This window comes from Tidjanibacter massiliensis, from assembly GCF_900104605.1.
In the GTDB taxonomy this organism is placed as follows: Bacteria; Bacteroidota; Bacteroidia; order Bacteroidales; family Rikenellaceae; genus Tidjanibacter; species Tidjanibacter inops.
The window spans coordinates 76,511-103,428 of sequence record NZ_LT629959.1; the positions used below are offsets into that span (position 1 = coordinate 76,511).

Here is a 26,918-nt window from a genome sequence, read left to right on the forward strand (position 1 = left end):
GGCCGTTTTTTTGTCGTACCTGCCTTTTTCGGCCGCGGGTGCAGGTACTTTCGCGGCTGAACCGTTTCCGTTCTACGGAACAGCGGCAGCCCTGTCGGGACTGCCGCTGTCTTTCTGGCCGTGCAGGCACGGATTATTGCAGGGGAGGGGCGATGTACCAGTCGTCGAAGCCGCTGCCGAGCGCGTTCACGGACGTACCGAATATGTATCGGCCGTCTGCCGATATGTATTCGATGACGCCTCCCGGAATGATGATACCGTAATTCTCGGCGACCCAGTCCGCCATGTTGCCCAGGTCGGTACCCGTGTTGAGGTCGTAAACTTTGCCCTCGGTGATGAACATCGTGCCGATGCCGATGAAGGCGATGCCGTCGTCGGTGACGTGCATGCCCGTGGCTTCACCGTAATCCTCCACTACGGTGGTCGTTTCGGTTTCGGTGTTGTAGAATGCGGGCCGCTGGACGTATGCTATGAAGCCGTCGCTGCCCACCTCTTCTTTCCGGTAGGTGGTGGCAATCCATTTGCCGGATGGACTGACTTTCGTAATCTCGGCCGTACAGATGCAGCCGTCCACGAGGTTGTATTCATACTCGCCCATCCAATCCTCGACGATGACCGGAGTGAGCCGGCGTATGTCGTCGCCTACCCATCTGGGCTCTTCGACGGTCGTGCCGTTGTTTTTCCAGTAGAGCATGCCGCAATCGTCGTTTTCCCACGAGGTTCCGTAGATGATTTCACCGTTTGCGGAGATGCCGTGGGCCAGGACACCTGCCCAGAACTCTTCGTTACGGTAATTCAAGGCCGGCATCGGGAGTTCGGCGACTGTGCCCTCCGTCCACAGCAGCGGTTTGAACATGCCGGCCTGAATGTATCCCACCCAATATTTCCCGTCGGACGATGTTTGCGAGACCTCGGGTTTGTTCGTGTATCCGGCCGCTTCCGGAATGAAGATATTGCCGGTAAGGTCGATGGCTATCTGGCCGCCGTTCTGGCCGTCGCTGATGAAGAGCAGTCCCTGGTCGGTGATGGCGTTTGCCTGGGATAAAGCATACAGCGACTGCGGATAAGGGCCGAACTCATGCTTCTCGCCTGTTTCCGTGTCGATGATGATGGGCGTGAAGTACCACATGTCGTTTTCGTCTACTTGCTCTGAGAACCCGCCCACGTATTTGCCGCTGGGCGACATGGCACCGCCCATTGACGAGAACGTATCCAGTTTGCGGTAGCGTGCAATCCGGTTGTCGCGGGTGAGCTGCTGTACGGTGATTTCCCGGGAGGCGCTTCCGGCCGTGACGGTGATGACCGTGCTCCTTTCGGCACCGGTGTCGTTGTCCGCTACCGTCAGGATGAGAGTGTTGTCCTCTTCGCTCTTTTCCGCTTTCACCCAGGTGTCGCCGGGGGTGATTTCGTATGCTGCGGGCGAAGTTTCGACGGTAATGGCCAGCGGGGTGTTGCCGTCACCGTCGAACGAGCAGGCCACCTGGCTGAGTTTTACGTAATGGAACGTCTCTTCCGTTTTCACGCATCCCGACAGGGAGGATAACAAGAACATCGCAGCTGCGATACCGCCTGATAAGATTCTTTTCATGGCTTGTCAGTTAATGGTTAATTTAATCGTTTCGGCGGCGGTCTTTGGGCGGACCGTCGTCTGTTTCAGACAAACATAGTAATTATATATAAATAAGTCAATAATATATATAGTTGTTGTGAAATTTACGTATTTCTGCGTCATTGCTATGAATATCACAAAATGAAGGACGATTTCCCTTTCCGGTCTTCCTTGGCCGGAAAGGGGAGCCGTGCGGAGAGGCCGGGTATCGGAGGTCGGAAAAGTGAAGTGTCGGGGGAGAAAGTGGAATAGAGAAATAGAAGGGATTGGCGGTTGCGGCATGGATAGCCATAAAAAGAGCAACCGGCCGCGAGCGGTCGGTTGCCTTCGATTTTTGGTGCCGGCCTCGGAAAGGCCGGCGGTTATCCGATAGGTATGTTACTTTGCTACGGGGGGAGCGATGTACCAGTTGATGAAGCTGACCCCACCTGCCGAAGATTCGGCCTTGGTGCCGAGCACGAACCGGCCGTCTGCGGAAACGTAGTTGATGTAACCGGCCGGGATGATGATGCCGTAGTTGTCATATACCCACTCCTGCGTGCTGCCCAGGTCGGTGCCCGTATTCAGGTCGTACACCGCACCCGACGAAATGCCCAGCGTACCGATGCCGATAAAGCCGATACCGTCGTCGGTCACGTGTACGCCGACCGATTCGCCGTAGTCGCTGACGATGGTCGTCGTCTCGGTCTCGGTGTTGTAGAAAGCGGCCGTCTGCGTCGTGACTATCGAAAGCCGGTCTTCTGCAGGTGTTTCAGTGCGGTACGAGCTGGCAATCCATTTGCCGTTGGGGCTGATTTTGGTGAGCTGTGCCTGGCAGATGAGACCGTTTACCAGATGCGTCGTATATTCGGTACCGTCGCTGTTCTTCATGGTCTCTTCCCATACTTCGCGCACGTCTTCGCCGACCCATTTCGGTTTTTCGGTATTCGCACCGTTGTTTACCCAATAGAGCATGCCGAAGTCCCAGTTCTCCCACGAGGTACCGTAGATGATTTCGCCGTTTGCGGAGATGCCGCGGGCCATGCCGCCGTACCACGGCTCCTCGTCACGGTAGTTGAGGTCGGGCCAGGGAAGTTCGGTCGGAACGCCGTCCGTCCACAGCAGCGCCTTGCACGGCGTTTCGTCCTCGAATGCTTTGCCTTTCATACCGAAACCTACCCAATATTTGCCGTCGGCCGAAGTACCCTGGATGTCGGGTTTACTGGTGAAGCCGGCCGGTGCCTCCGGAATGAAGATATTGCCGGTGAGGTCGATGGCTATCTGGCCGCCGTTCGACCCGTCGCTGATGAAGAGCAGACCCTGGTCGGTGATGGCCATGGTTTGCGTCAGGTAATAGAGCGATTCGGGGAAGGGGCCGAACTCATAGACTTCGCCGGTCTCCAGGTCCACGATGGTCGGGGAGTACTGCCAGGAGTCGTCCGCTGCGATGGAAGCGGTGAAACCGCCGGCATACTTGCCGCTGGGCGACATGGCAGCCCCCATCTGGAAGGTGTCCAGCTTGCGGAAACGGGCGAATTCGTTGTCCTTGGCGAGCTGGTTCACGCGTATCTCCTGCGAAGCCTGGTCGGCTACGATGGCGATGGTGGTGCTGCGTTCGGCACCGGTGTCGTTGTCATCGACGGTCACGGTGAGCGTCCGGTCGTCCGTGCGCTCCACCTTTACCCACGTTGCCCCGGGAGTGGCTTCCCACGTAGCCGGGGAGGCCTTCACCTCGATGACCAGCGGCTGATTCCCTTCACCCAGGAACGAGCACGACACCTGGCTCAGATTGACGTACTGAAGAGTCTCTTCCGTTCCGGTAGTACAGCCTGTCAGTACGGCTGCCGCGACGGAAAGAGCTGCGATGAGTTTTGCAGAAAAAAGTCTTTTCATAAATGTTACTTAGTTGTTTGATAGGTTATGTGTAACTCGGACGGCAAAGCCTGTCCAACAAATTCCTGTACAAAGCTAACGATAAAATATATATGTAAAATGGGGGTGTTAATAAATTTGCATATTCATTCTTTTTGGATATTTGCATAACAAGGGGCCGCTTTTTATGGCCGCATTGTGCTTAAATTGCTTCCGGATTCCGACGGATGTTTTTATTTTATCCGATGCCGTATTTCCGGGCGGCGAAGCACCGTTCAGTGCGTATATATGTCGTCCGGAGTGTTTGCATCGCTCCGCGGAGCTGTATTTTCTGCCGTTCGTTTTCGGCGTGGACGGATTATTATTTGCTGTGGACGGTTCATTCATAGAACGCGGAAGATGCCCGGCGGAGTATGTCGTCGGTACTTTTCGCCGCTCCGGGAATCTGTCCGGCGGGACGGACGGCCTCGGACTTGCTGCCGGGAAGGCGTACAGACAGGGCGGGCCGTCCATTGAGGACGGCCCGCCCTGTCTGTGGTGTATGCTACTGTTATTTCAGGGCGGCATGGGCGGCAGCCAGCCATGCGATGGGCACCCGGAACGGCGAGCAGGATACGTAGTTGAGGCCCGCGAAGTGGCAGAACTCCACGGAAGCGGGGTCGCCGCCGTGTTCGCCGCAGATGCCGCACTTGAGCTGCGGTTTCACATCGCGGCCCTTGAAGACGCCCGTTTTGACGAGCTGTCCCACACCGTTCTGGTCGAGCGTCTGGAACGGGTCGGCCTTGATGAGCCCTTTGTCGAGGTAGACGGGCAGGAACTTGCCGATGTCATCGCGCGAGAATCCGAGCGTCATCTGCGTGAGGTCGTTCGTGCCGAACGAGAAGAAATCGGCTACCTCGGCTATCTGGTCGGCAGTCACGGCCGCACGCGGTATCTCTATCATCGTTCCCACCATGTACTCCATCTTGTCATTGCGTTCGGCGAAGACCTCTTCGGCGACATGTTCGATGATATCCCGCTGGTAGCGGAGCTCCTTGTGGTTGCCCACCAGCGGCACCATGATTTCCACCTTGACCGGAATGCCGCGTTTTTCGACGTTCATGGCCGCCTCGATGATGGCGCGTGCCTGCATCTCGGTGATTTCCGGATAGGTGTTGCCCAGGCGGCATCCGCGGTGGCCGAGCATCGGGTTCACTTCGTGGAGCGCATCGACGCGCGCCTTGATTTTGTCGTAGCTGACATTCATCTCCGCTGCCATTTCGCGCTGGCCCTTCTCGTCCTGCGGAACGAATTCGTGCAACGGCGGGTCGAGCAGGCGGACGGTGACGGGATAGCCGTTCATCACCTCGAAGAGCGCTTCGAAGTCGCCGCGCTGCATCGGCAGCAGCTTGGCGAGCGCCACGCGGCGGCCGGCTTCGTCATCGGCGAGAATCATCTCGCGCATGGCCTTGATACGGGTATTTTCGAAAAACATGTGTTCCGTGCGGCAGAGACCGATACCCTCCGCACCGAAAGAGAATGCCGTCCGGGCGTCGCCGGGGGTGTCGGCGTTGGCGCGTACCCTCATTACCGAATACTTCTTGGCCAGGCCGAGGAGTTTGGTGAAATCGTCGTTAAGTTCGGCGGCCTTGGTCGCTACCTGGCCGAGATAGACTTCGCCCGTCGAGCCGTTCAGGGAAATCCAGTCGCCCTCCCGGATGAGGGTGTCGCCTATGCGGATGGTCCGGGCTTTATAGTCTATGATGAGCTCTCCGGCTCCCGATACGCAGCATTTGCCCATGCCGCGGGCCACTACGGCCGCGTGCGAGGTCATGCCTCCGCGGGTCGTCAGGATACCCTCCGCCGCATTCATGCCGCTGAGGTCTTCGGGCGAGGTTTCGATGCGCACGAGGATGACTTTCCGGCCGTCGCGGTTCCACTTGGCGGCGTCCTCGGCGAAAAAGACCACTTCGCCGGTCGCTGCGCCGGGCGAGGCGGGAAGACCCTTGGTGAGTACCTTGGCATTTTTCATCGCCGTGGCGTCGAATACGGGATGGAGCAGTTCGTCGAGCTTGGCCGGTTCGCATCGGAGTACGGCCGTCTTTTCGTCGATGAGCCCTTCGGCGAGCATGTCCATCGCTATCTTGAGCATGGCCGCGCCGGTACGTTTGCCGTTACGCGTCTGGAGCATCCACAGTTTGCCGTCCTGTATGGTGAACTCGAGGTCCTGCATGTCGGTGAAGTAGCGCTCCAGATGCTCCTGTATGTCGAACAACTCCTTGTAGGCGGCGGGCATCGCCTCCTCCAGGGAGGGGTATTTGGCCTTGCGCTCCTCTTCGCTTACCCCCTGTGCGGCGGCCCAGCGGCGCGAACCTTCGAGGGTTATCTGCTGCGGGGTGCGGATACCGGCCACGACATCCTCTCCTTGTGCGTTGATGAGGTATTCGCCGTTGAAGATGTTTTCGCCGGTCGCTGCGTCGCGGGTGAAGGCTACGCCGGTCGCCGACCGGTCGCCCATGTTCCCGAAGACCATCGCCTGTACGTTGACTGCGGTACCCCATTCGGCCGGGATGTTGTTGAGTTTGCGGTAGAGAATGGCGCGTTCGTTCATCCAGCTCTGGAACACGGCCATGATGGCGCCCCAGAGCTGCTCCCACGGGTTGGTGGGGAAATCGGCTCCCGTGCGCTCCTTGACGGCCGCCTTGAACTTCACGACCAGTTCCCTGAGGTCGTCGGTGGAGAGCTCCGTGTCGAGCCTGACGCCGCGCTCCTTCTTCATCTCGTCGATGATGACCTCGAACGGGTCTTCGTCCTCTTTGCTCTGCGGTTTCATGCCGAGCACCACGTCGCCGTACATCTGTACGAAACGGCGGTAGGAGTCCCATGCGAAACGGTCGTTGCCCGTACGCTTGGCAAGTGCCTTCACGGCGGTGTCATTGAGCCCGAGGTTCAGAATGGTATCCATCATGCCCGGCATGGAGGCACGGGCTCCCGAACGTACCGAGACCAGCAGCGGCATGGTGTCGCTGCCGAACGTCATGCCCGTCTGTTTCTCTATGCCTTTAATCGCTTTCTCCACTTCGGGACGTATCATTTCGACCACGGCGTCGCGTCCCTTCTCGTAATATTCCGTACATACTTCGGTGGTGATGGTGAATCCGGGGGGGACGGGGATTCCCACGAGGTTCATCTCCGCCAGGTTGGCGCCTTTGCCGCCGAGCAGTTCCCGCATCTTGCCGTTGCCTTCGGCCTGCTTGTTGCCGAACGTGTAGACTCTCTTGACTGTTGACATAGGATTTTAGTTATTTATCTGTTTACAACTGAAGTGACATTTTTAACCGTGTTTTCCGGTTTCTTCCCCGCGGAATGCACAGAGGGGTGCAAGGGGACGCGAAGATACTAAATTTTTAACCCATCTGCAAAATTATCTGCTTAAAATAACAAATACCGGGAGGTGGTCGCTGTATCCTCCCAAATATCGTGCCCCGGAAAAGGTTCTGAAAGGATATCCGCGCCTTTCCCGGGAAGGGGTGTCCGCCCCGTCTCCGGTGAGCAGGTATTTCCTTACGAATACCCCGGCCTGCGTAATATGCAGTCCTTTATCCCCCGCAAGGGATTCCGATACGAGGATGTTGTCGTACAGTAGCCATTGGCCGTTCCAGCAGTATGAGCCGAATCCGCCGCGGGCACATTCATGGAGCGCGTTGCGGAACTTCCCTTCTGCGTATGCTCCGTTCCGCCCGCGGCCGAAGGCTTTCCGGAATGCCGGTTCGTGCAGCTCTCCGTTGAAATCGCCCATGACCAGAAGCCGTTCGCATCCGGCCTTGCACAGGAGCGAATCGGCCACAGCCGCGAGCCGGACGGCCGCACGGGTACGGTAGGATTTGTCGTTGAATTTCGAGGGGAGGTGACACACCAGCAGGCCCGTTTCGTGTCCTATCAGGTCGCCCCGGACGAAGAGGAATTCGCGCGAGGTGCCGGAGGGTATCTGGCTTACCTCCGAAGGGAAGAACTTGTCGCCTTTGTAGAGCAGCGCGATGTCGATGCCGCGCCGGTCGGAAGTGGTGCGGTGGATGAAGTTGTAGTCGTCTGCCAGCGTGGCTGTCAAATCGCGTACTGCCCTTTCGCTCTCCACTTCGGCGAGAGCCACGATATCGAAGCCCGCGTCGTCTATCGTCCGTGCGATGCGGGAAAGTTTCGTCCGGTAGCGTTCCGCGTCCCAGCGATAGCGGCCGGAAGGGGTGAAATCGCTGTCGTTGCGGAACGGACTGGAGATGGTGTCGAACAGATTCTCGACGTTGTAGAAGGCTGCCGATACCTTTCTGTGCTGGGCCGCGGCATCCTCCTGCGACAGGAGAGCGGAAGCCGACAGGAAAAGGAAAAAGAAGAGATGCGGCGCAGCGGCAGAAACCCGGCGCGTTCGCGCCTTGTCGGGTCTGCCGTTGCGGGTATGCTCTCCCCTGTGTTGCATCGTCCTGCGATTTTATCTCCTAAATATAGTGATTTTTCGCGGAACGGCAGCGGCGGCAAGACGGTTTCCGATAAAAAAGTTACGGACGGCCCCTGTTCCGTGCCGTCCGTCGGCGGGTATGCGAAAGGAGTGTCGGAATATCCCGGATTATGTCGTAATTTTGCAATCGTATGGAGAATGGCAAGACAAGGGTTGTGGTGGGGCTCTCCGGCGGGGTGGATTCGTCGGTGGCCGCCTACCTGCTGAAGGAGCAGGGGTACGATGTAGTGGGGCTTTTCATGCGTAACTGGCACGATACCGCCGGAACGCTCGAGGGCGACTGTCCCTGGTACGACGACCAGGTCTTCGCCGAGCTGGTGGCCAGACGGCTCGACATCCCTTTCCATTTCGTGGACCTCAGCGAACAGTACCGGGCCCGTGTGGTGGATTACATGTTCGCCGAGTACGGCCGCGGACGTACCCCGAATCCGGACGTACTCTGTAACCGGGAGATAAAGTTCGATGCGTTTCTCGAAGAGGCGTTGAAGCTCGGCGCCGACTACGTCGCTACGGGACACTACTGCCGCCGCCGCGACGAGGAGGTCGGCGGAAGGGTATATCACCGGCTGCTGGCGGGTTCCGACCCCAACAAGGACCAGAGCTATTTTTTGTGTCAGCTCTCGCAGGCGCAGCTTGCGCGGGCCATGTTTCCCATCGGCGACATGTTGAAACCCGAGGTGCGCCGCATCGCAGCCGAGCAGCAGCTCGCCACTGCCAAACGCAAGGATTCGCAGGGAATATGCTTCGTCGGGAAGGTGGACCTGCCCCTCTTCCTGCAGCAGAAACTCGCTCCGCGGCAGGGCGACATCGTGGAGATAGCCGCCGATTGGCCCGGTTATGCGGAGGCTGCCGCCCGGACGGGACTTGAGGAGCTGGCGCTTCCGTACCGTTATACTCCGGCCGACGGCGTGAAGGTGGGCGAACACAACGGTGCGCACTACTACACCATCGGCCAGCGCAAGGGGCTCGGAGTGAGCGGACGGGCCGAACCGCTTTTCATCATCGCTACCGATACGCTCTCCAATACGGTCTATGTCGGGCAGGGACAGAGGCACCCCGGCCTTTACCGCCGGGCGTTGCGGATTCTGCCCGGAGATGTGCATTGGGTGAGTCCCGACAGACGGTTCGCAGCAGGGAAGCAGGCGCCGTTCTCGTTCCGGATACGCTACCGCCAGCCTTTGCAGGGCGGGGTGTTGCACCTTCGCGCCGACGGGGCCTACATCGTGTTCGATTCGCCGCAGCGCGGCATCACCCCCGGACAGTTTGCCGCGTGGTATGCGGGAGAGGAGCTGGTCGGTTCGGGTGTCATCGCTGAATAGCCGCCGGGTACACAACTCTGCTGTATCCGTTCCGGGAACCGCACGGAGGACGCTCTTTCCGTCTTCTTCTTCGGCGGGATGCGGATATCTCTCCTTTCGCCGGTATTGTCGTTTGCAGGCCGTTCGCCGGGGGATGTGGCATGTCGTTTGCAGTTTGATATATCGTTACAGATTGTTAAAATCGAAATTATGGAAGAAATATTGGAAAGTGGCCGGCGGCGCTATCTGGCGCCGGCCGTCGAGTCTTTGTCGTTCGCTGCGGAGCGGGGAATAGCCGTTTCCGTCCAGCCGACGGGTAATTCAATCGAGAGCGTCGGGGAGGATACCCTGAACTCGTCATCTGCGGATTTTTGGGAATGAGGTGTTTTATGAAAAACGTCGGACATTTTTTGTGCGCTGCGGCGAGTGCGCTGGGCATTCTCGCTTTCGTAGCCTGTGACAAACAGCAGGACGGTGTCCCTCCTGTTTCGGATTTCGTATTGTACGCTTCCATCGAACAGCCTGTATCGGCTGCGGCGCCTGCCGCCTTGTTCGGGGAGGCTGTTGACGGCAGTGTCGCCCAGCGTACCGTCATTCAGGAAGGAACGGTGCCCCATCCGATAGTATGGAAGGCCAACGACCAGATTGTCATTCATTTCGATACGGGCGTTCAGGGAGCTATGCGTGTGTTCAATCTGCAGAGCGGCGTCGGCACGGGGCAGGCCGAATTCGTTTACAGCGGACTCGGGTATTCGAGCGACCCCGATGTGCAGGTGCCCATGGAGTTGCCTGATACCTATTCTTCGCTGATTGCCGGTTATCCGGCCATGTTTGTCACCATAACGCCGGAGAACAGGGAGGTCGTTCTCGAAGCTCCGCGCGAAATATACCTCGGAATCGAAAATATCGTCGATTTTCCCATGTACGGTGCGGCGGGTGCCGACGGCAAGGTGAATTTCGTGTGTCCTTTCGGTCTAATCTGTTTTCCCGTGACGGGAGACAACATCTCCGTCAAGACGATTTATATCGATACTACCACGCCGCAGAAGGAGATAACCGGCCGCTTCCAGGTGGATGAGAATACCTATGAGACCACCTTTCTCAACTCCTCGCACGGCAGCGAATTTCAGATAGTCTGGACGGGAACCGTCCAGCTTACCGATGTGCCCTCGGTATTTTATGCCGTATTGCCTGCCGGCGAGTACGGCGCGGGTACGGAGTTCCGGTTCACTCGGGCGGACGGCAGCGTGATTACCAAACGTACCAGGCAGCCGTTTACCGTCACGCGGGCGCGAGTACTCAACCTGCCAGCACTGGATGTCGGGAATTGAGCCGGCCGGCATGCCGGTGCCCGGGAGGGTGCATAGAGCGGCAGTCATGGAAGCGGGGGCGGATGATTCATCCGCCCCCGCTCTGTCGTACCGAAAATATTCCGGATAAACGGTCATTCCGTCGGGAGGACGGTCTGCTCGTATTCCGTATAGTCCGTTTGTCCTTCCGGCCCGAAGAGCCAGTCGAAAAGGTTCAGTATCCGTGCCGCACGGTCGGTGCGTCCGTAATTTTCGGCGATGCGGTGCAGTTCGGCGAGTGCGGTCAGCTTGTCGGCGAACTGGTTTTCGATAAGATACTGCCGGTTGTCCGGGAAGGAGAGGAAGTAGTCGACGTACTCTTCGAGATTCTTCGCATAGCTGTCGAAGAGGGCGTCGCCCTTCTCGGTGGCTCCCGCTTCGTAGTAGGCCCGGATGTAGGGGAGGTATTGATAGGTGTATTGGAACTGCGATACGGGCATCTGTTCCAGTCCGTAGTCGAGCACTTCGACCGCTTTCTCCTTTTCGCCGCGTCGGGCGAGCTCGGCGCCCAGCCTTGCGAAGGCTATCCGGATGTTGGTCGCGTTGAAGTTGTAGTTGACGAAGGTGTCCACGTAGACGCGCGGGTCGGCGACGTTGCCGTACCGATAGACCTCCATCAGGTTATGGTAAAGGAGGTCGGTGTCGATGCGGCCTGCATTCCAGAGGTCCGTGTAGGTCGTCTTTATCGGGACGAGCCGGTAGGCGTAACCGTCGAACTGCAGGTAATCCTGCAGACCGAAATTGGCGACCAGTGAGGGAGAGGTGACGTAGAGCGGCCGCTCCCAGTCGAAGTTGGCGAGCAGGTCGAGCAGCATCATCTCCGATTTGCGCAGCGACGATGCCTGCAGGTTGATGGTTATCGTATCGACCATCAGGTGGGCGTCTTCCGGCTTGACGATGCCGCTTTTCACGGCATTCTCCTTGTTCACCGGCAGCAGAAGCGTCCGTGTCGGGATGAAGTCGACGGCGAGTTGTTCGTCGAGTTTGATGCGGCTGATGGGGGCGTCGCTGCGGATGAAGTCGATGACCTGCTTGATGGGTTTGGGCTCCTGGAACACATCTTCCACGTAGATGAAGTCGTTCTCCGCCATCGCGTATTTATGCTGCGGCAGCGAGAAGGGTACCGGGGCCGACTCGTTGTAGCGGTGCTTCATTTCGTCGATGTACCAGCTTCCGTCGAGGTAGCTCGTATTCATGATGCGCACGTCGGGCCGCACGCCTTCCACCTCCTGGTTGTACCACAGGGGGAAGGTGTCGTTGTCCCCGAAGTTCATGATGATGGAGTTCGGCAGGCAGGTCATCAGGTAGTTGTAGCCGATATCGCGCGCCACGTAGCGGTGGCTGCGGTCGTGGTCGTCCCAGTTCTGTGCCGCCAATATCGCCGGTACGCAGCAGCATACCGCAGTGGCTATCGCGGAGGTCGCCACGTTGTCTTTGCGGGTCAGTTTTCCGACCCACTCCCTGACGCACATCACACCCAGCCCTATCCAGATGGAGAAGGCATAGAACGAACCGGCATAGATGTAATCCCTTTCACGCGGTTCGGACGGGGTCTGGTTGAAGTAGAAGACCAGCGCGATGCCCATCATGACGAAGAGCCACATCACCACGGTGAAGTTCTTCGGGTCGCGGTTGAGCTGGTAAATCAGACCGATGATGCCGAGAATGAAGGGGAGGAAGTAGTATTTGTTGCGCCCCTTGTTGTCGGCCATCTCCGAGGGTAGCTCTTTCTGCGGGCCGAGGTAGAGCTGGTCGATGGGGCCGATGCCGGAGAGCCACTGTCCGTCGGTGATTTCGCCGTAGGACTGGTTGTCGCTCTGCCTGCCCACGAAGTTCCACAGGAAGTAGCGCCAGTACATGAAGTTCATCTGGTAGCTGAAGAAGTAGCGCAGGTTCTGGGCGCCGGTGGGGACTTCGTAGCGCTCTCCCTTGTAGAAGACCGTCTTCCCTTTGTCCATCTGGCTCCACTGTTTGTACCCTTCGATGTGGGAGGGGTTGGTGGACCACATGCGGGGAAAGAGGGTGACGAACTCGGCCGGATAGGTATAGTCCGCCACGCTTTCGGTGGCGCGGTATTTGCCCTCCGTGTCGAGGTAGTATTTCTTGGCGTATTTTACGTCTTCGATGGGGGCATCGGGAATGGAGAACTGGGCCCCCGTCAGCAGCGGTACGGAGCCGTACTGGTCGCGGTTGAGGAGGTAAAGAAGCCCGTAGGCATTGTCGGGGTCGTTGCTGTTCATCGGCGGATTCGCCGCGGCGCGGATAACCACCGATGCGTAGCTGCTGTAACCTATCAGGATGACGCCCAGACAGAGCAGTATGGTGTTCCATACCGCCATTCCTTTCCGGTAGGTGAGATAGACGGCACCGGCAACCAGCGTGATGAGCAGCAGGACGAAGGTCAGCAGTCCGCTGTTGACCGGCAGTCCGAGCCCGTTGACGAACCAGCGGTCCACGACGGCGCCCGCCGCTACGGTATAGGGAATGACGATGTTGTTGATGAAGAGCAGGATGGCGGCCGCTATCAGCGTGGCTTTGACCACGCCCCATGCGGTCACCTTCGGCGTCTTCTTGAAATAGTAGATAAAGACGATGGCCGGAATGGCGAGCAGGTTGAGCAGGTGTACACCGATGGAGAGCCCCATGAGGTAGGCGATGAGCACGAGCCAGCGGTTGGCGTGGGGCTCGTCGGCCACCTCCTCCCATTTGAGAATGGCCCATACGACCACGGCCGTAAAGAACGAGAAGAGAGCATAGACCTCCCCTTCGATGGCCGAGAACCAGAAGGTGTCGGTGAAGGCGTAGGCCAGCGCACCGACGATGCCGGCGCCCAGAATGGTCCATGTGCGGGCCGGTGTGAGTTCCTGGCCGCGGTTGGCCGTTATCCTGCGTCCCAGGTGCGTGATGCTCCAGAAGAGAAAGAGGATGGTGAAGGCGCTGGCCAGCGACGACATGGTGTTCACCATGACCGCGGCGTATTCCGCTCCGGGGGCAAAAAGGGTGAAGAAGCGCGATATCATCATGAAGAGCGGTGCTCCGGGGGGGTGTCCCACTTCGAGTTTATAGGAGGTCGCGATGAATTCGGCGCAGTCCCACAGGCTGGCGGTGGGCTCCATGGTGAGCAGGTAAACGGCAGCGGCTATGGCGAACACGAGCCATCCCGTTATCCTGTCGTACTTCTTGAAATAGTTCATCTGTCTGCTTTCGTATTGTCCGAGCGGTTTTTAATCGTTAGAACGGAGAAAATGCGGAAAAAATATGCTCCGGTTCACAAAAGTAAAAAAATAAAGGGGTAAAACTGCAAATCTTCCGGACTTATCGGCTAAAGTTGCTATTTTTACCATCGCAAACGGCGGCTGCCGGAACCGTCGGCGGGGCTGTGCTGCCGATGCGTACCGCAGGGCTTCCCGCCGTGCGGGATTGTCCCGAATCCGAATTTAAAAGATATCCGTATATGAAGTCAAAGCTGATGCTCCACAATACCCTCACCCGGCGCAAGGAGGAGTTCGAACCGGTGAATCCGCCCCATGTGGGCATTTACGTCTGCGGCCCGACCGTCTATGGCGACCCGCACCTGGGGCACGCACGGCCGGCCATTACTTTCGACCTGCTGTTCCGCTACCTGCGTTCGCTCGGTTACAAGGTGCGCTACGTGCGCAACATCACCGATGTGGGCCATCTGGAGAACGATGCCGACGAGGGGGAAGACAAGATAACGAAGAAGGCGCGGCTCGAAGAGCTGGAACCCATGGAAGTAGCTCACTACTATACGGAGCGTTACCACGATGCCATGCGTGCGCTCGGGGTGCTTTCGCCCTCCATCGAACCGCTCGCCTCCGGTCATATCATCGAACAGATAGCCTATGTGCAGCGCATTCTTGACCGCGGTTATGCTTACGTCAGCAACGGTTCGGTCTATTTCGACGTGGAACGCTACAACCGGGATTACGATTACGGCATCCTGTCCGGGCGTCGGCTCGACGACATGCTTTGCGGGACGCGCGACCTCGACGGACAGGGCGACAAGCGATGCCCGGCCGATTTCGCGCTCTGGAAAAAGGCTTCGCCGGAGCATATCATGCGCTGGCCTTCGCCGTGGAGCGACGGTTTTCCCGGCTGGCATATGGAGTGCTCGGCCATGAGCACCAAATATCTCGGCGAGACTTTCGACATACACGGAGGCGGAATGGACCTGATGTTCCCCCATCACGAGTGCGAACTGGCGCAGAATACCGCGGCCGAAGGGCACGGTGCCGCAAAATATTGGGTGCACAACAACATGATTACCATCAACGGGCAGAAGATGGGCAAGTCGCTGGGCAACTTCATCACCCTCGAACAGCTCTTTACGGGGAACCACGCCCTGTTGGCGCAGGCTTATTCGCCGATGACTATCCGGTTCTTCATCCTGCAGGCCCACTACCGTTCCACGCTCGATTTCTCGAACGAGGCGCTGCAAGCCGCCGAGAAGGGACTGGACCGCCTGATGAAGGCGGTCGAAACGCTCGGCAAGCTCACCCCGTCGGCCGTTTCCACCGTGGAGGTGGACGACCTGCGGGAGCGTTACGAGGAGGCGATGAACGACGACCTGAATTCGCCTCTCGTGATAGCCGCCCTCTTCGATTGGGTGCGCATCATTAACCAGATTTACGAGAAACAGCAATCCATAACGGCGGAAGACCTCGACCGGTTGCGCGTCCTGGTGCATACCGTGGTGTTCGATGTGCTCGGCCTGTGCGATGAAAAGGCCGCCGAGGCTGACGACTTGGTGACGCCGCTGGTGGAGATGCTGCTCGACGTGCGGGCCGAGGCCAAGGCTGCGAAGAATTGGGCCGCTTCCGACCGCATCCGGGACCGGCTGAACGAAATAGGCATCCGTGTCAAGGACCGTAAGGACGGTTGCGACTGGGAAATCGAATAGGTGCCGGAACGATACCGGTACGGCGGCGGGAAGATATTCGAAATATCCTCCCGCCGTTTTCGTTTGCCGGCATCCGGTCGGTATGTTGCCCGCTTCACAACGCTGTACTGTTTGCGGACAGAGCGGAAACCGCCGTCACTTGTACCGGAGCGGTGCGGAACAGTCAGATGACCTTGATTTCGTCCGGATGCCTGCGCATCTTGCGTATCTGGAAAAAGAGGAGCACCCCGGCGAGGAATGCCGCGAGGCAGTCGGCGATGGGCATGCTCGCCCATACGCCCATGGTGCCGTAAAGGTCGGGCAGGACGGCCAGCAGCGGTACGAGGAACAGGAGCTGGCGCGTGAGCGACAGCAGGATGGCCTTCTGCGGTTTGCCGATGTATTGGAAGAAACCGGAGGAGACGATTTGGAATCCGGCTATCGGGAATGCGAGGAGCGATATCTTCAGTCCCATTTCGGCTACGCTCAGCAGCGTGGGGTCGTCGGTGAACATACCGGCCACGAGGTGGGGAAAGAAGTGGCCCAGAATGAAGCCGAAGGTGGTGACGCATACGGCGCACACGATGTTCAGTTTCAGTGTCCGGATGACGCGGTCGAACTGACGGGCGCCGTAGTTGTAGCCCACGATGGGCTGCATGCCCTGGTTGAGTCCGTTCACAATCATCACGAAGAGCATCAGCACGCGGTTCACGATGCCGTAGGCGCCGATGGAGATATCGCCGCCCGTTTTTTTGAGGGCATTGTTGATGAAGATGACGACGATGCTGGCGCATACGTTGAGCAGGAAGGGGGCCATGCCGATGGAGAGCACCTTGCGTACGATGGTGCCGATGAAACGGAACGTACCGCGTTTGAGGTAGAGGAAGTGTTTCCGGTTGAGAAAGTGCGTGAATTCGAGTACGAGCGCCACGCACTGTCCGGTGATGGTGGCGAAAGCCGAGCCACGGACGCCCCAGCCGAATCCGAAGATGAAGAGCGGATTGAGGCAGACGATGATGAACACGGCCGTAAGCATGATGCCATCGCTTTTTTCGGATAGCCGGACGCACGCAGAATTTCGTTCATTCCCATGAAGACATGGGTTATGACGTTGCCCGACAGGATGATGCGCATGAAGTCGCGGGCGTAGGGGATGGTCTGGTCGCTTGCGCCGAAGAAGTAGAGAATGTCGTCGAGGAAGATGAGCCCCAGCGTGGTGAAGGTGAGTCCTATCACCACGTTCAGCATGATGGCGTTGCTGAGTATCAGGAATGCCCGCTGTTTGTTGCCCTGTCCCAGACGTATGGAGATGAGCGAGGAGGCTCCGACGCCTACCAGCGACCCGAAGGCCGCCATGAGGTTCATCAGCGGCATGGCGATGGCCAGCCCGCTGATGGCCATCGCTCCGACGCCGTGGCCTATGAAGATGCTGTCGATGATGTTGTAGAGCGATGACGACGACATCGCTATGATGGCTGGCAGGGCGTACCGCTTCAGCAGCCTGCCGACGGGTTCCGTTCCCAGCAGTTCGGGATTGTTTCTCGATAAGGTCATAAATGCTTGCAGCCGGAAAGGGGAATCGGGAGACAGGCATGGGAATGCATAGCCTGGTGTCAAGGCGGGGGTCCCGTCCCTAAGGCGGGGCAAAGGTACGGAATATCCTCGAAAATCCGGTATGCGTCCGTTGTTTTTTATCCGGTCGGGCGGGGAGCGGAAAGGGAAGGGCGGGTTGGCGCATGTGGGGTCGCCGTGTCTTCCGTCTTCCGATCTGTCGGGGATACTCCCCGCGGACCGGAAGACGGAAAGGATGGGGTATCTTCGGGCCCCCTCTCTCTTTTCCCAACGGAGAGCCGCTCTCGGTTCAGGGACGCGATGCGGTCGGATGCTGCCGGTCTGCCGCGATTGCGCAGCAGAGCGATGCGGCGGCGCATACGACGAAGACGATGCCGGTGGTCTTGAGAATGTCGCCCGTTCCTACGATGGGCGAGACGATACCGCCGAAGGCGAAGCAAACCGCACCGAGAATGGCCGATGCACTCCCGGCATATCGGCGTTCGCTCTCCATGGCGAGCGTTGTGGAGAGGGTGAAGGTGAGTGCCATGGTGAAGAGCAGCAGGAACAGGATGCCTTCATATACCCAGAAACCGCATCCACACCACAGGGCTGCGAGTTCGGCGACGGAGAGCACGCACATCCCGATGCAGCTCGCCATGATGCCGTCCTGCGGGCGGCGGAAGCGAAGCGAGAGCGGGGCCGCGGCCATGAATGCGAGCGAGTTCACTGCGAAAACGATGCTGAATTCTAGTGCCGAAAATCCGTAGTGTTCCTGTATGATGAATGGAGAGGAGGCGATGTTGGCGAAGAGGATACCCTGGGCGAAACCGAGTTGGAGGACGTACAGGATGAAGCGTTTGTTGCGCAGGATGGTTCCGAAATTCCCGAACGTGCGCAGCAGGTTTTGGCCTGCCCGGCGGCGCGGAGGAAGCGACTCCCGGAACAGCATCGAGCCTCCGAGCAGGATGACGCCGATGGCCAGCAGGATGACGAAGATGCCGCGCCACCCGACGGCATCGGTCAGTACGCCGCCGAGTACCGGAGCCGCCACCGGAGCGATGCCGTTGATGACACCGATGACGGCGAGGACCTTGACCAGCTCCTTGCCGCGGTAACGGTCGGTGGCCACGGAACGGGAGATGACGATGCCGCCGGCGGCCCCTATGCCTTGGAAGAGCCGCATGCCCACGAATACGTATATCGTGGGCGAGAAGATGCAAATCACTGTGGAAGCGACGAACAGCAGCAGGGAGACGAGGAGCAGCGGCCGCCGGCCGAACTTGTCGCTCAGCGGGCCGAAAAGGAGCTGGCCGAGCGCCAGGCCCGCCATGCTCGCGGTGAGGCCCATCTGTACCATTGACTGCGAAGTGCCGAAATAAACTGTCATGGAGGGGAGCGTCGGCAGGTACATGTCCGTCACGAGCGGACCGAAGGCCGTGAGGATGCCGAGCAGGACGATAAGGTAGTTCGAGTAGCGTGCCGCGGACGTCTTGGCATGCGAATAGGAAATACCGGTTTGCATTGCGTTCTTTTTTGTCTGCAAAGATAGGGTACGGAACCGGATGGGCAGGCGGCCGTATTTACATCGTAATATTTCATTTCCGGCATAAAAAGGGCGGAGAGTATCGGGAAATGGCGTAATTTTGTGTCGTAAAGGGATGCGCGGGTTTTACCTCTGTCAAGGGGGCGTGCGTCTGCAAAGGGAGGGGTGACGGTTATGGAGAGGAGCGACGGGCAGATGGCTTATGCAGAAGGTGGAGTGGAGATGTTCAGGCATTGGCCGGTGCGGATAGGATGCGGGGTGAACATGCTCTGTGTGCACGGCCGTGCCGATGTCTCGACGGGTATCGAACATTACCGCCTGCAGGCGGGAGCTGAACTGTTGCTCTTTCCCGGTGCGATACTGCATCTGCTCGAAGCGGGGGAGGATTTGGCCGTTCGGATGTTCACTTTTCCGGACGGACTTTTCCATGAGGCGGCGATACCGCTCGATGCCGGCTGTATCCGCTTCCTGCGCGACGAACCCTTTTTTCTCCACCCGGCGGGTTCCGAGTCGTGGGCCTCGGCCGTTTTGTGGATGGATATGGCCCGGGAGGTGTGTCAGGGCGGAATATACGGAGAGATAGCCCGGCGCAACTTCCTGCAGGGATTCCTGGTGGCGATGTGCCGGAGTATGCCGCAGAAGACGGCTTCGGCCGAATCTTTCGGCCGGGAATACATCTTCCACCGTTTTCTGTCGCTGGTGCGGCAGCACTGTACCGAACGGCGCGATACGGCGTTTTATGCCGGCGAACTCTGCATATCGCAGCGTTACCTGCGGGTGGTTACGGCCGGGCTTGCACCCCATAAGACACCCAAGCAATTGATAGACGAACAGCTCGTGGCCGAAATCAAGGCCCTGCTTTACATCTCCGACCTCTCCGTGACGCAGATAGCCGACCGGTTCGGCTTTCCCGACCAGTCCTATCTGAGCCGCTTCTTTAAACGGAAGACGGGGTTCTCTCCCTACGATTACCGTATGCGGTGCCGCCGGTAAACTGCCGTGTGTGCTGTAAAGGATGGGGCCGTTGCGGGTCCGTTTCTCCGGTACCGCAATTCCTGCTGTTTGCAGGACGGTATGATTGGCGGTTTTCCTTGAGACTGTTTAGCCGTCGGTATGCCGCCCGTTTCGGCTCCTGTGGGGGCCGCTTGAGCGGAACCGTTCCATTGTTCGAGGCGGAGGGCCGTCCGGTTCCTTGTTTGTCCGGACTGACTGTCGGAGCAGGAAACGAAAAGCCCCGGAGGAACCGGTTCCTCCGGGGCTTTCGCCGATACGGATACGTACCTTGTTCTATTTTTCGAGTGCGAGTTCGAGTACCTCTTCGTTCGTGCGGACGAAGTGGAATTTCAGTCCCTCTACGTAGTCCTCCTTGATTTCGGCGATATCCTTTGCATTGTCCTCGCTGAGGATGATTTCGGAGATGCCCGCGCGTTTGGCGGCGAGGATTTTCTCCTTGATGCCCCCTACGGGCATGACCCGTCCGCGGAGCGTCGTTTCACCCGTCATGGCGATGCGGTCTTTCACCTTCCGGCCGGTGTAGGTCGATACCAGCGACGTCACCATGGTGATGCCTGCGCTCGGGCCGTCCTTCGGGATGGCTCCCTCCGGTACGTGGATGTTGATGTCGAAATTCTCGAACTTCTCCTTGTCGATTCCCAGCTCCGCATAGTGGGCTTTCGTCCATTCGAGGGCTATCGTCGCCGACTCCTTCATCACGTCGCCGAGGTTGCCCGTCAGGCTCAGTTTGCCCTTGCCGGGGCTGAGTATCGACTCGATGTAGAGGATGTCGCCTCCCACTTCGGTCCATGCCAGGCCGGTAACTACACCCGTGATGCCGCTCACTTCGTACTTTTCGTTGCGGAACTTGGGCATGCCGAGTATCTTTTCCAAATCTTCGACCGATATCTCCGGGTTGTACTCCTGCTCGAATCCGATATCTTTCGCCCGGTGACGTGCGATTTTGGCCAGCATCTTGTCCAGTCCGCGCACCCCTGCTTCGCGGGTGTAGTCGGAGATAATCCGCTCCATCACTTCGCGCGACAGGAGCAGGCTCTCGGCGGGGATGCCGTGCGCCTCGCGTTCCTTGGGGAGCAGATGGTGCAGTCCGATTTCAATCTTCTCTTCGAGCAGGTAGCCGGGGATGTTTATCATCTCCATGCGGTCGCGCAGGGCCGGATGTACGTTCTGTATGTTGTTGGCCGTGGCGATGAAGAGCGTTTTGGAGAGGTCGTACTCCGTGTCGAGGTAGTTGTCGTGGAACGTGGTGTTCTGTTCCGGGTCGAGCACTTCGAGCAGTGCCGACGACGGGTCACCGTGGTTCCCTACGCCGATTTTGTCCACCTCGTCGAGGATGATGACCGGGTTGGAGGAGCCGCATCGCTTGATGGTCTGGATGATGCGGCCCGGCATCGCGCCGATGTAGGTGCGCCTGTGGCCGCGGATTTCCGATTCGTCGTGCAGGCCGCCGAGCGATATGCGTCCGAACTTGCGGCCCAATGCTCCCGCCACCGATTTGCCGAGCGACGTCTTGCCCACTCCGGGAGGGCCGTAGAGGCAGATAATCGGCGACTTGAGGTCGCCTTTCAGCTTGATGACCGCCAGATGTTCCAGCAGCCGCTCCTTGACCTCCTCCAGGCCGAAGTGGTCGTTGTCGAGCCGTTCGCGGGCATGCTTGAGGTCGAGGTTGTCCTGCGTGCACTCGCCCCACGGAAGTTCGAGCATCAGTTGCAGGTAGTTCATCTGTACCGAGTATTCCGCCACGGCGGGATTCAGCCTCTCGAGCTTGTTGAGCTCCTTGTTGAACATTTCGCCCACCTCTTTGCTCCACTTCTTCGTCTTGGCCTCCTCGCGCATGCGGGCGATTTCGGCTTCGTCCTCGTTGCCGCCCAACTCCTCCTGGATGGTGCGTATCTGCTGCTGGAGGTAGTATTCTTTCTGTTGCTGGTCGATATCCTGTTTGACCTTGCTCTGTATCTTGTTCTTCAGCTCCACGAGCTGCTGTTCGCGTACGAGTATCTCCAGCAGGCGGCGGGCACGCGCCAGCAGTCCCGGCGCTTCGAGCAGCCGCTGGCGGTCGGCATCCTCGAAGTCGAGGTTGGAACAGATGAAGTTGATGATGCCGCGTTTGCTGTCGATGTTCTTGATGGCGAACGATGCTTCCTTCGGTATGTTGGGCGAAACGCTGATGATGTTCAGCGCCACGTCCTTGATGGACTCCACGAGCGCCTCGAACTCCACGTTGCCGGAGGCGGGCGTCGTATCCTTGAGCGGCGTGACCGTCGCCGTGAAGTAGGGCTCTGAAGAGAGGTATTCGTTTATCTCGATTTTTTCGAGGCCGTGCAGGATGACGGTCAGGTTGCCGTTGGGCATGTCGAGCGTCTTGAGAATGCGGGCTGCCGTGCCGATGCGGTACATGTCGTCCGGTGCGGGCTGCTCGACGTCGGACTCCTTCTGAAGTACCGCACCGAGTATTCCCGTGCCGGCCTCCACGTCGCGTATCAGCTTCATGGACTTCTCCCGGCCCACCGTAATGGGGGTAATCGAGCCGGGGAACAGCACCGAGCTGCGCAGCGAGAGGATGGGCAGCGATTCGGGTATCGAATAGTTTTCCGAAAGTTCGTCTTCGTTTTCGGTAACTATCGGGATGACCTGGCTGTGTCCCTCCTGAATGTCGGAAATATCCGACAGGATATCTATCTCTATCTTATTGCTTTTTTTGCTCATTCTTTGAAATCTCCTTTTCGATTTGGGTACAAAGATAACGAATCCGTTCCCTTAAATGTTATCTGTATTCCGAAAACAATCATCAGTTTATTAACATGTCCGGCTCCATCCGAACGTCAAAATCGCTATCTTTGCAATTCACACATTTTGTAACGGAAATATTCATACACTATGAAGATAGCAGACAAATACGTTCCCCAGGAGCTCGAAGGCAAGTGGTACGACTACTGGCTTGCGGGCGGGTACTTTCATTCGGAACCCGACAGCAGACCTTCCTATACAATAGTCATACCACCCCCGAATGTGACAGGTATGCTCCACATGGGGCACATGCTGAACAATACCCTGCAGGACGTGCTTGTCCGCCGTGCCCGGATGAACGGGATGAACGCCTGCTGGGTGCCGGGAACCGACCACGCCTCGATAGCTACCGAAGCCAAGGTGGTGGCCAGGCTCCGGGAGCAGGGTATCGAGAAATCGTCGCTCTCGCGCGAGGAGTTCCTGCGCCATGCCTGGCAGTGGAAGGAGGAGCACGGGGGGATTATCCTCAAACAGCTCCGCCGGCTGGGCGCCTCGTGCGATTGGGAGCGTACCGCATTCACGATGGACGAGGTGCGTTCGCGCAGCGTCATCCGCGTCTTCGTGGATCTCTATAACAAAGGATTGATTTACCGCGGGGTACGTATGGTGAACTGGGACCCCGCCGCGCAGACGGCTCTTTCGGACGAGGAGGTGGTTTTTTGCGAGACGCACGGGAAGCTCTACTATCTGCGCTACATGCTGGAGGAGGGCGGCGGCTATCTGACGGTGGCCACGACGCGTCCGGAGACGATACTCGGCGATGTGGCCCTTTGCGTCAATCCGAACGACCCCCGCTACGCGGGCGTCGTGGGGCGTGCCGTGAGGGTGCCGCTCGTGGGCAGGAGCATTCCCGTCATCGCGGACGATTATGTGGATACGGAGTTCGGAACGGGTGTGCTGAAGGTGACCCCGGCCCACGACGTGAACGACTATGTGATAGGCGAGAAATACAATCTGGAGGTCATCGACATCTTCAATCCGGACGGTACGGTGAACGGCAAGGTGGGTCTGTACGAAGGTATGGACCGTTTCGCGCTGCGTGAACGGATAGAGAAGGACCTCGATGCGGCCGGTCTGCTCGAAAAGACGGAGGCCTATACCAACAACGTCGGTTTCTCGGAACGTACGCATGTTCCGATAGAGCCGAAACTTTCCATGCAGTGGTTTCTGAAAATGGACAAATTGGCAGTTCCGGCACTCGATGCTGTCATGAGTGACATGATACGCTTCGTGCCGCCCAAGTTCCGCAATACGTATCGCCATTGGATGGAGAACATCAAGGACTGGTGTATTTCGCGGCAGCTTTGGTGGGGACACCGCATTCCGGCCTGGTATCTGCCCGAAGGCGGCTATGTGGTGGCCGAAACGGCGGAGGAGGCGCTGGAGCTTGCCCGCCGCAAGTGCGGTGCCGACCTGCAGCTCGCTGACCTGCGGCAGGACGACGACGTGCTGGATACGTGGTTCAGTTCGTGGCTGTGGCCCATCGCGCTCTTCGACGGCATCATGCATCCCGGGAATCCGGAGATACGCTATTACTATCCGACCAACGACCTGGTGACGGCGCCCGACATCATCTTCTTCTGGGTGGCGCGCATGATAATGGCCGGATACGAGTATATGCACGAGAAGCCTTTCCAGAGCGTCTATTTTACGGGGCTCGTGCGCGATAAGCTGGGACGCAAGATGAGCAAGTCGCTCGGCAACTCGCCCGACCCGCTCGACCTGATAGACCGTTACGGCGCCGACGGGGTGCGGGTGGCCATGCTGCTCTGTTCCACGGCGGGTAACGACATCATGTTCGACGAGGCGATGTGCGAGCAGGGACGCAATTTCGGGAACAAGATATGGAACGCTTTCCGGCTGGTGAGCTCGTGGAGCGTGGACGAGGGACTGGAGCAGCCCGAAAGCGGCCGTCTGGCGGCAGAGTGGTTCGGTAATCTGCTTGACAGGAGCCTGGCGGGTATCGAGGCCGATTTCGCGGCTTATCGCATCTCCGATGCCTTCATGAAGATTTACAGGCTGTTCTGGGACGAATTTTCCGGGTGGTATCTGGAGATGGTGAAACCCGCATACGGGATGCCGGCCGACGGGAAGACCTTTGCCCAGACCAAAGCGTTCTTCGATAAGTTGCTGCGCATGCTGCACCCCTTCATGCCCTTCATTACCGAGGAGCTGTGGCAGCACCTTGCCCCGCGTCTGGAGGGACAGAGCATCATGGTGAGCGACATGCCGCGGGCAGCTGCATGGGACGATGCCCTGCTGGCGCGTTTCGAACTGGTGAAAGAGACCGTGACGGCGATAAGGAACATCCGGCAGCAGAAGAGTATTCCCAACAGGGAACCGCTTGCCCTGAAAGTCATCCGCGACGAAAACTATCATGAGGCCTATAATCCGCTTTTGGTCAAGATGGCGAATTTGTCGGGCGTGGAGTGCGTGGCGGAGAAGAGTCCGGCGGCGCCTTCTTTCATTGTCAAGACTACGGAGTATTTCGTACCGCTCGACGGAATGGTGGACGTGGAGGCCGAGCTGCGGAAGCTGGCCGACGAACTCGCCTATCTGGAGGGATTTCTCGCGTCGGTGATGAAGAAGCTCTCCAACGAGCGGTTCGTTAGCGGGGCTCCGCAAAAGGTGGTGGAGACGGAATACGCCAAGAAGAACGATGCCGAGGCGAAGATAAAGGCGCTCCGCGAACGCATGGCCGCCCTAAAGTAAGAAAGAGGTGTCGGGCCTGTATGCTGTGTCGGATTGAGGCCCCGGAATATTAACGGAATCGTAACGGTGTCGTGACGGCGGTGCAACGGCATTGTGTTTTCATTGCACCGCGAATGGATTGAACCGATGGAAAGAAAGAAGACGATAGCGCTGGTAGCGCATGATAACATGAAGCCCGACCTGGTGGAGTGGGCCGACTGGAACCGCGAACTTCTGCTGTGTCATAGTCTCGTCTGTACGGGGACGACCGGCAGGATGGTGGCCGACGTCCTGATAGGCAAGAAAGGGGACGGAAAATGCCGGCTCGACATCCGGCTGCTCAAGTCGGGTCCCCTCGGCGGCGACCAGCAGTTGGGGGCGATGATAGCCGAGGGCAGGATAGACGCCCTGATATTTTTCTGGGACCCGATGGAGGCCCAGCCGCACGACGTGGATGTGAAGGCGCTTCTGCGTCTGGCGACGTTGTATAACGTTCCGACGGCGGTGAACCGTTCCACGGCCGATTTCATGGTCTCCTCGCCGCTCTTCGACGGGGATTATGAACCGGTGGTGAAGGATTACCGCGGGTATGTGGAGCGAAGCCTCGGCAGATAGGCCGGCGGCGGTGGGGTGTCGCGGCGGAAGCGTGGCTTGTCCGTCGTTCTTCCGTCAGTGAATCATCTGTCCCGTTCTGTTCATGCAGGACGGGACTTTCCATCATTGGCGGTCGGGGATGAGCGGTGCAGAACAGACGGTGCGTGGAAAGGGAACGGTGCGGTACCGGAGTGCACGGGCGCTCTTTCCCGTATGCTGGCTGTCGGGGCGGTTTCCGTTTCGGGCGGTGTCGGAGCGGCAGACAGAGGAAGAATGAAAGCCGTATGAAGAGAAGGGTTCATGCAGGATATGTAGCCGTATGTGCGGCATGTGTCTTGTTCCATGCGGCGTGCGGCCGGTGGAGCGGTGCGCCGTGGTATCTCGACCGGGCGCAGTTGCGGACGGATTATCTGGCGGCCGTGGCGGATGCCGTTGTGTCCGACGCGTCGGAGGTGTACCGCGACCTGCCCTGTATCGTTTCCCCCGACTCCGGCGACGGGTTGGAGTGGACGGAGCGCGGCGGACGGCAGTTCGTGCTCGTCTGTTCCATGACGGACGGGGAGTATGCCGGTGTGTGGACGGCGGGACGGCAGTTCGTTACGGACGGTTATACGTTGTGGGTCGTTCTGCCGTATGAACTGGAGGAGCGTATGCGGCGTATGCCTCTGATGGGGGATTCATTGGAGTGTAGGATGCGGATGCTGCAGTTGCTCGGCCTTCCGCCGGACAGCCCTTACGACCGGCTCCTCTTTTTCTATGCCGACCGCAGTACGTTGCTCAGACCGTGTCCCAATCCGGACGTCGGGGCGTGTGCGGCTCCCGATGTGTCTCCCGGCGACCTGCCTGCACCGTACCGGAAGTGGTTCGAGGCGCGGACGGCGCTTTCATACGGAGAGGAGAATCCGTATCCGTGGACACGTCTCGGATATACCTATGACTGGCATCGGGACGCTGACCAGAGGAGGGGGTTGGGAGAGTTCATCGTTCCCGGCGGTACGGAGGTCATTGCCGTGGAGCAGGTGACCGTCTGGCGATGGTATCGCGGTCTGGTTGGTATCGTCCGGGCGGATGATACGGCCGGGGCCGTGAACGGAACGGACCGCATGTTTTTCGGAAGGGACGGGGCCGGATTTCCGGAAGTGTTTCCGCAGGGGCTGCCTGCACTGGGGTGGGCTGTCCGTCGGATTCCGGCGATGCATGCAATTTCTAAAGATAGTCTTTTTTATTGAATACTAAAAT

Annotated in this window: 15 protein-coding genes and 1 pseudogene; 8 read left to right on the forward strand and 8 right to left on the reverse strand. The window is 58.6% G+C overall.

The features are described from left to right. Window positions 1–133: 133 nt before the first annotated feature. From BQ5361_RS00360 to BQ5361_RS00375, 4 genes are all read right to left on the reverse strand, one after another. Complete coding sequence (locus BQ5361_RS00360) at window positions 134–1,588, reverse strand: BACON domain-containing protein (RefSeq protein WP_081976885.1); 1,455 nt, start codon at window positions 1,586–1,588, stop codon at window positions 134–136. A gap of 399 nt (window positions 1,589–1,987) precedes the next feature. Further along, window positions 1,988–3,481, reverse strand: a complete 1,494-nt coding sequence (locus BQ5361_RS00365; protein ID WP_083389203.1) for a BACON domain-containing protein — start codon at window positions 3,479–3,481, stop codon at window positions 1,988–1,990. Between the two features lie 529 nt (window positions 3,482–4,010). Then, complete coding sequence (gene ppdK, locus BQ5361_RS00370; protein ID WP_071424845.1) at window positions 4,011–6,731, reverse strand: pyruvate, phosphate dikinase; 2,721 nt, start codon at window positions 6,729–6,731, stop codon at window positions 4,011–4,013. Window positions 6,732–6,863: 132 nt separating this feature from the next. Next, a complete protein-coding gene (locus tag BQ5361_RS00375) occupies window positions 6,864–7,910 on the reverse strand; it encodes an endonuclease/exonuclease/phosphatase family protein (RefSeq protein WP_035474085.1) in 1,047 nt (348 codons plus the stop codon). A gap of 170 nt (window positions 7,911–8,080) precedes the next feature. On the opposite strand from BQ5361_RS00375, the gene mnmA reads away from it, so the two are divergent. The 3 genes from mnmA (at window position 8,081) to BQ5361_RS00390 (ending at window position 10,578) form a co-directional block, all read left to right on the forward strand. Further along, window positions 8,081–9,268, forward strand: coding sequence for a tRNA 2-thiouridine(34) synthase MnmA (gene mnmA, locus BQ5361_RS00380; RefSeq protein ID WP_035474087.1), 1,188 nt, complete (start codon window positions 8,081–8,083; stop codon window positions 9,266–9,268). Window positions 9,269–9,457: 189 nt separating this feature from the next. After that, complete coding sequence (locus BQ5361_RS10640; protein ID WP_022063274.1) at window positions 9,458–9,628, forward strand: hypothetical protein; 171 nt, start codon at window positions 9,458–9,460, stop codon at window positions 9,626–9,628. 8 nt (window positions 9,629–9,636) lie between these two features. After that, entirely contained in the window at window positions 9,637–10,578 is a 942-nt protein-coding gene (locus BQ5361_RS00390; RefSeq protein ID WP_035474091.1) for a hypothetical protein, read from the forward strand. Window positions 10,579–10,691: 113 nt separating this feature from the next. Here the strand turns inward: BQ5361_RS00390 and BQ5361_RS00395 are convergent, their stop codons facing one another. After that, window positions 10,692–13,790, reverse strand: a complete 3,099-nt coding sequence (locus BQ5361_RS00395; protein WP_071424846.1) for a glycosyltransferase family 117 protein — start codon at window positions 13,788–13,790, stop codon at window positions 10,692–10,694. 260 nt (window positions 13,791–14,050) lie between these two features. Between BQ5361_RS00395 and cysS the strand changes: the two genes are divergently transcribed. Then, window positions 14,051–15,517, forward strand: coding sequence for a cysteine--tRNA ligase (gene cysS / locus BQ5361_RS00400; protein ID WP_022063277.1), 1,467 nt, complete (start codon window positions 14,051–14,053; stop codon window positions 15,515–15,517). A 163-nt stretch (window positions 15,518–15,680) separates the two neighbouring features. Here cysS and BQ5361_RS00405 read toward each other — a convergent pair. Both BQ5361_RS00405 and BQ5361_RS00410 read right to left on the reverse strand, forming a co-directional pair. Further along, window positions 15,681–17,050: pseudogene (locus BQ5361_RS00405) on the reverse strand (MATE family efflux transporter). Window positions 17,051–17,357: 307 nt separating this feature from the next. Next, window positions 17,358–18,572 (reverse strand): multidrug effflux MFS transporter, encoded by a 1,215-nt coding sequence (locus tag BQ5361_RS00410; RefSeq protein WP_052131115.1) that lies wholly within the window; start codon window positions 18,570–18,572, stop codon window positions 17,358–17,360. 195 nt (window positions 18,573–18,767) lie between these two features. Here BQ5361_RS00410 and BQ5361_RS00415 point away from each other — a divergent pair, with 195 nt between their 5' ends. Further along, window positions 18,768–19,586, forward strand: a complete 819-nt coding sequence (locus BQ5361_RS00415; protein ID WP_052131116.1) for a helix-turn-helix domain-containing protein — start codon at window positions 18,768–18,770, stop codon at window positions 19,584–19,586. A 294-nt stretch (window positions 19,587–19,880) separates the two neighbouring features. On the opposite strand, the gene lon is transcribed toward BQ5361_RS00415, so the two are convergent. After that, window positions 19,881–22,313, reverse strand: a complete 2,433-nt coding sequence (lon, locus tag BQ5361_RS00420; protein ID WP_035474093.1) for an endopeptidase La — start codon at window positions 22,311–22,313, stop codon at window positions 19,881–19,883. A gap of 171 nt (window positions 22,314–22,484) precedes the next feature. Between lon and BQ5361_RS00425 the strand changes: the two genes are divergently transcribed. The 3 genes from BQ5361_RS00425 to BQ5361_RS00435 all read left to right on the forward strand — a co-directional run bounded on the left by BQ5361_RS00425 (window position 22,485) and on the right by BQ5361_RS00435 (window position 26,908). Beyond that, window positions 22,485–25,106, forward strand: a complete 2,622-nt coding sequence (locus tag BQ5361_RS00425) for a valine--tRNA ligase (protein ID WP_071424847.1) — start codon at window positions 22,485–22,487, stop codon at window positions 25,104–25,106. A 126-nt stretch (window positions 25,107–25,232) separates the two neighbouring features. Beyond that, entirely contained in the window at window positions 25,233–25,700 is a 468-nt protein-coding gene (locus BQ5361_RS00430; RefSeq protein ID WP_022063283.1) for a methylglyoxal synthase, read from the forward strand. A gap of 263 nt (window positions 25,701–25,963) precedes the next feature. Further along, window positions 25,964–26,908: a hypothetical protein gene (locus tag BQ5361_RS00435; protein WP_143047438.1), complete on the forward strand. Its 945-nt coding sequence runs from the start codon at window positions 25,964–25,966 to the stop codon at window positions 26,906–26,908. The last annotated feature ends 10 nt before the right edge of the window (window positions 26,909–26,918 follow it).

Coding starts and splice junctions, on each gene's coding strand:
- BQ5361_RS10640 (WP_022063274.1), top strand. CDS start 9,458: ATGGAAGAAATATTGGAAAGTGGCCGGCGGCGCTATCTGGCGCCGGCC.
- BQ5361_RS00395 (WP_071424846.1), bottom strand. CDS start 13,790: ATGAACTATTTCAAGAAGTACGACAGGATAACGGGATGGCTCGTGTTC.
- ppdK (WP_071424845.1), bottom strand. CDS start 6,731: ATGTCAACAGTCAAGAGAGTCTACACGTTCGGCAACAAGCAGGCCGAA.
- lon (WP_035474093.1), bottom strand. CDS start 22,313: ATGAGCAAAAAAAGCAATAAGATAGAGATAGATATCCTGTCGGATATT.
- BQ5361_RS00360 (WP_081976885.1), bottom strand. CDS start 1,588: ATGAAAAGAATCTTATCAGGCGGTATCGCAGCTGCGATGTTCTTGTTA.
- BQ5361_RS00365 (WP_083389203.1), bottom strand. CDS start 3,481: ATGAAAAGACTTTTTTCTGCAAAACTCATCGCAGCTCTTTCCGTCGCG.
- BQ5361_RS00430 (WP_022063283.1), top strand. CDS start 25,233: ATGGAAAGAAAGAAGACGATAGCGCTGGTAGCGCATGATAACATGAAG.
- BQ5361_RS00415 (WP_052131116.1), top strand. CDS start 18,768: ATGGAGAGGAGCGACGGGCAGATGGCTTATGCAGAAGGTGGAGTGGAG.
- BQ5361_RS00390 (WP_035474091.1), top strand. CDS start 9,637: ATGAAAAACGTCGGACATTTTTTGTGCGCTGCGGCGAGTGCGCTGGGC.
- BQ5361_RS00375 (WP_035474085.1), bottom strand. CDS start 7,910: ATGCAACACAGGGGAGAGCATACCCGCAACGGCAGACCCGACAAGGCG.
- BQ5361_RS00435 (WP_143047438.1), top strand. CDS start 25,964: ATGAAGAGAAGGGTTCATGCAGGATATGTAGCCGTATGTGCGGCATGT.
- mnmA (WP_035474087.1), top strand. CDS start 8,081: ATGGAGAATGGCAAGACAAGGGTTGTGGTGGGGCTCTCCGGCGGGGTG.
- cysS (WP_022063277.1), top strand. CDS start 14,051: ATGAAGTCAAAGCTGATGCTCCACAATACCCTCACCCGGCGCAAGGAG.
- BQ5361_RS00425 (WP_071424847.1), top strand. CDS start 22,485: ATGAAGATAGCAGACAAATACGTTCCCCAGGAGCTCGAAGGCAAGTGG.
- BQ5361_RS00410 (WP_052131115.1), bottom strand. CDS start 18,572: ATGCAAACCGGTATTTCCTATTCGCATGCCAAGACGTCCGCGGCACGC.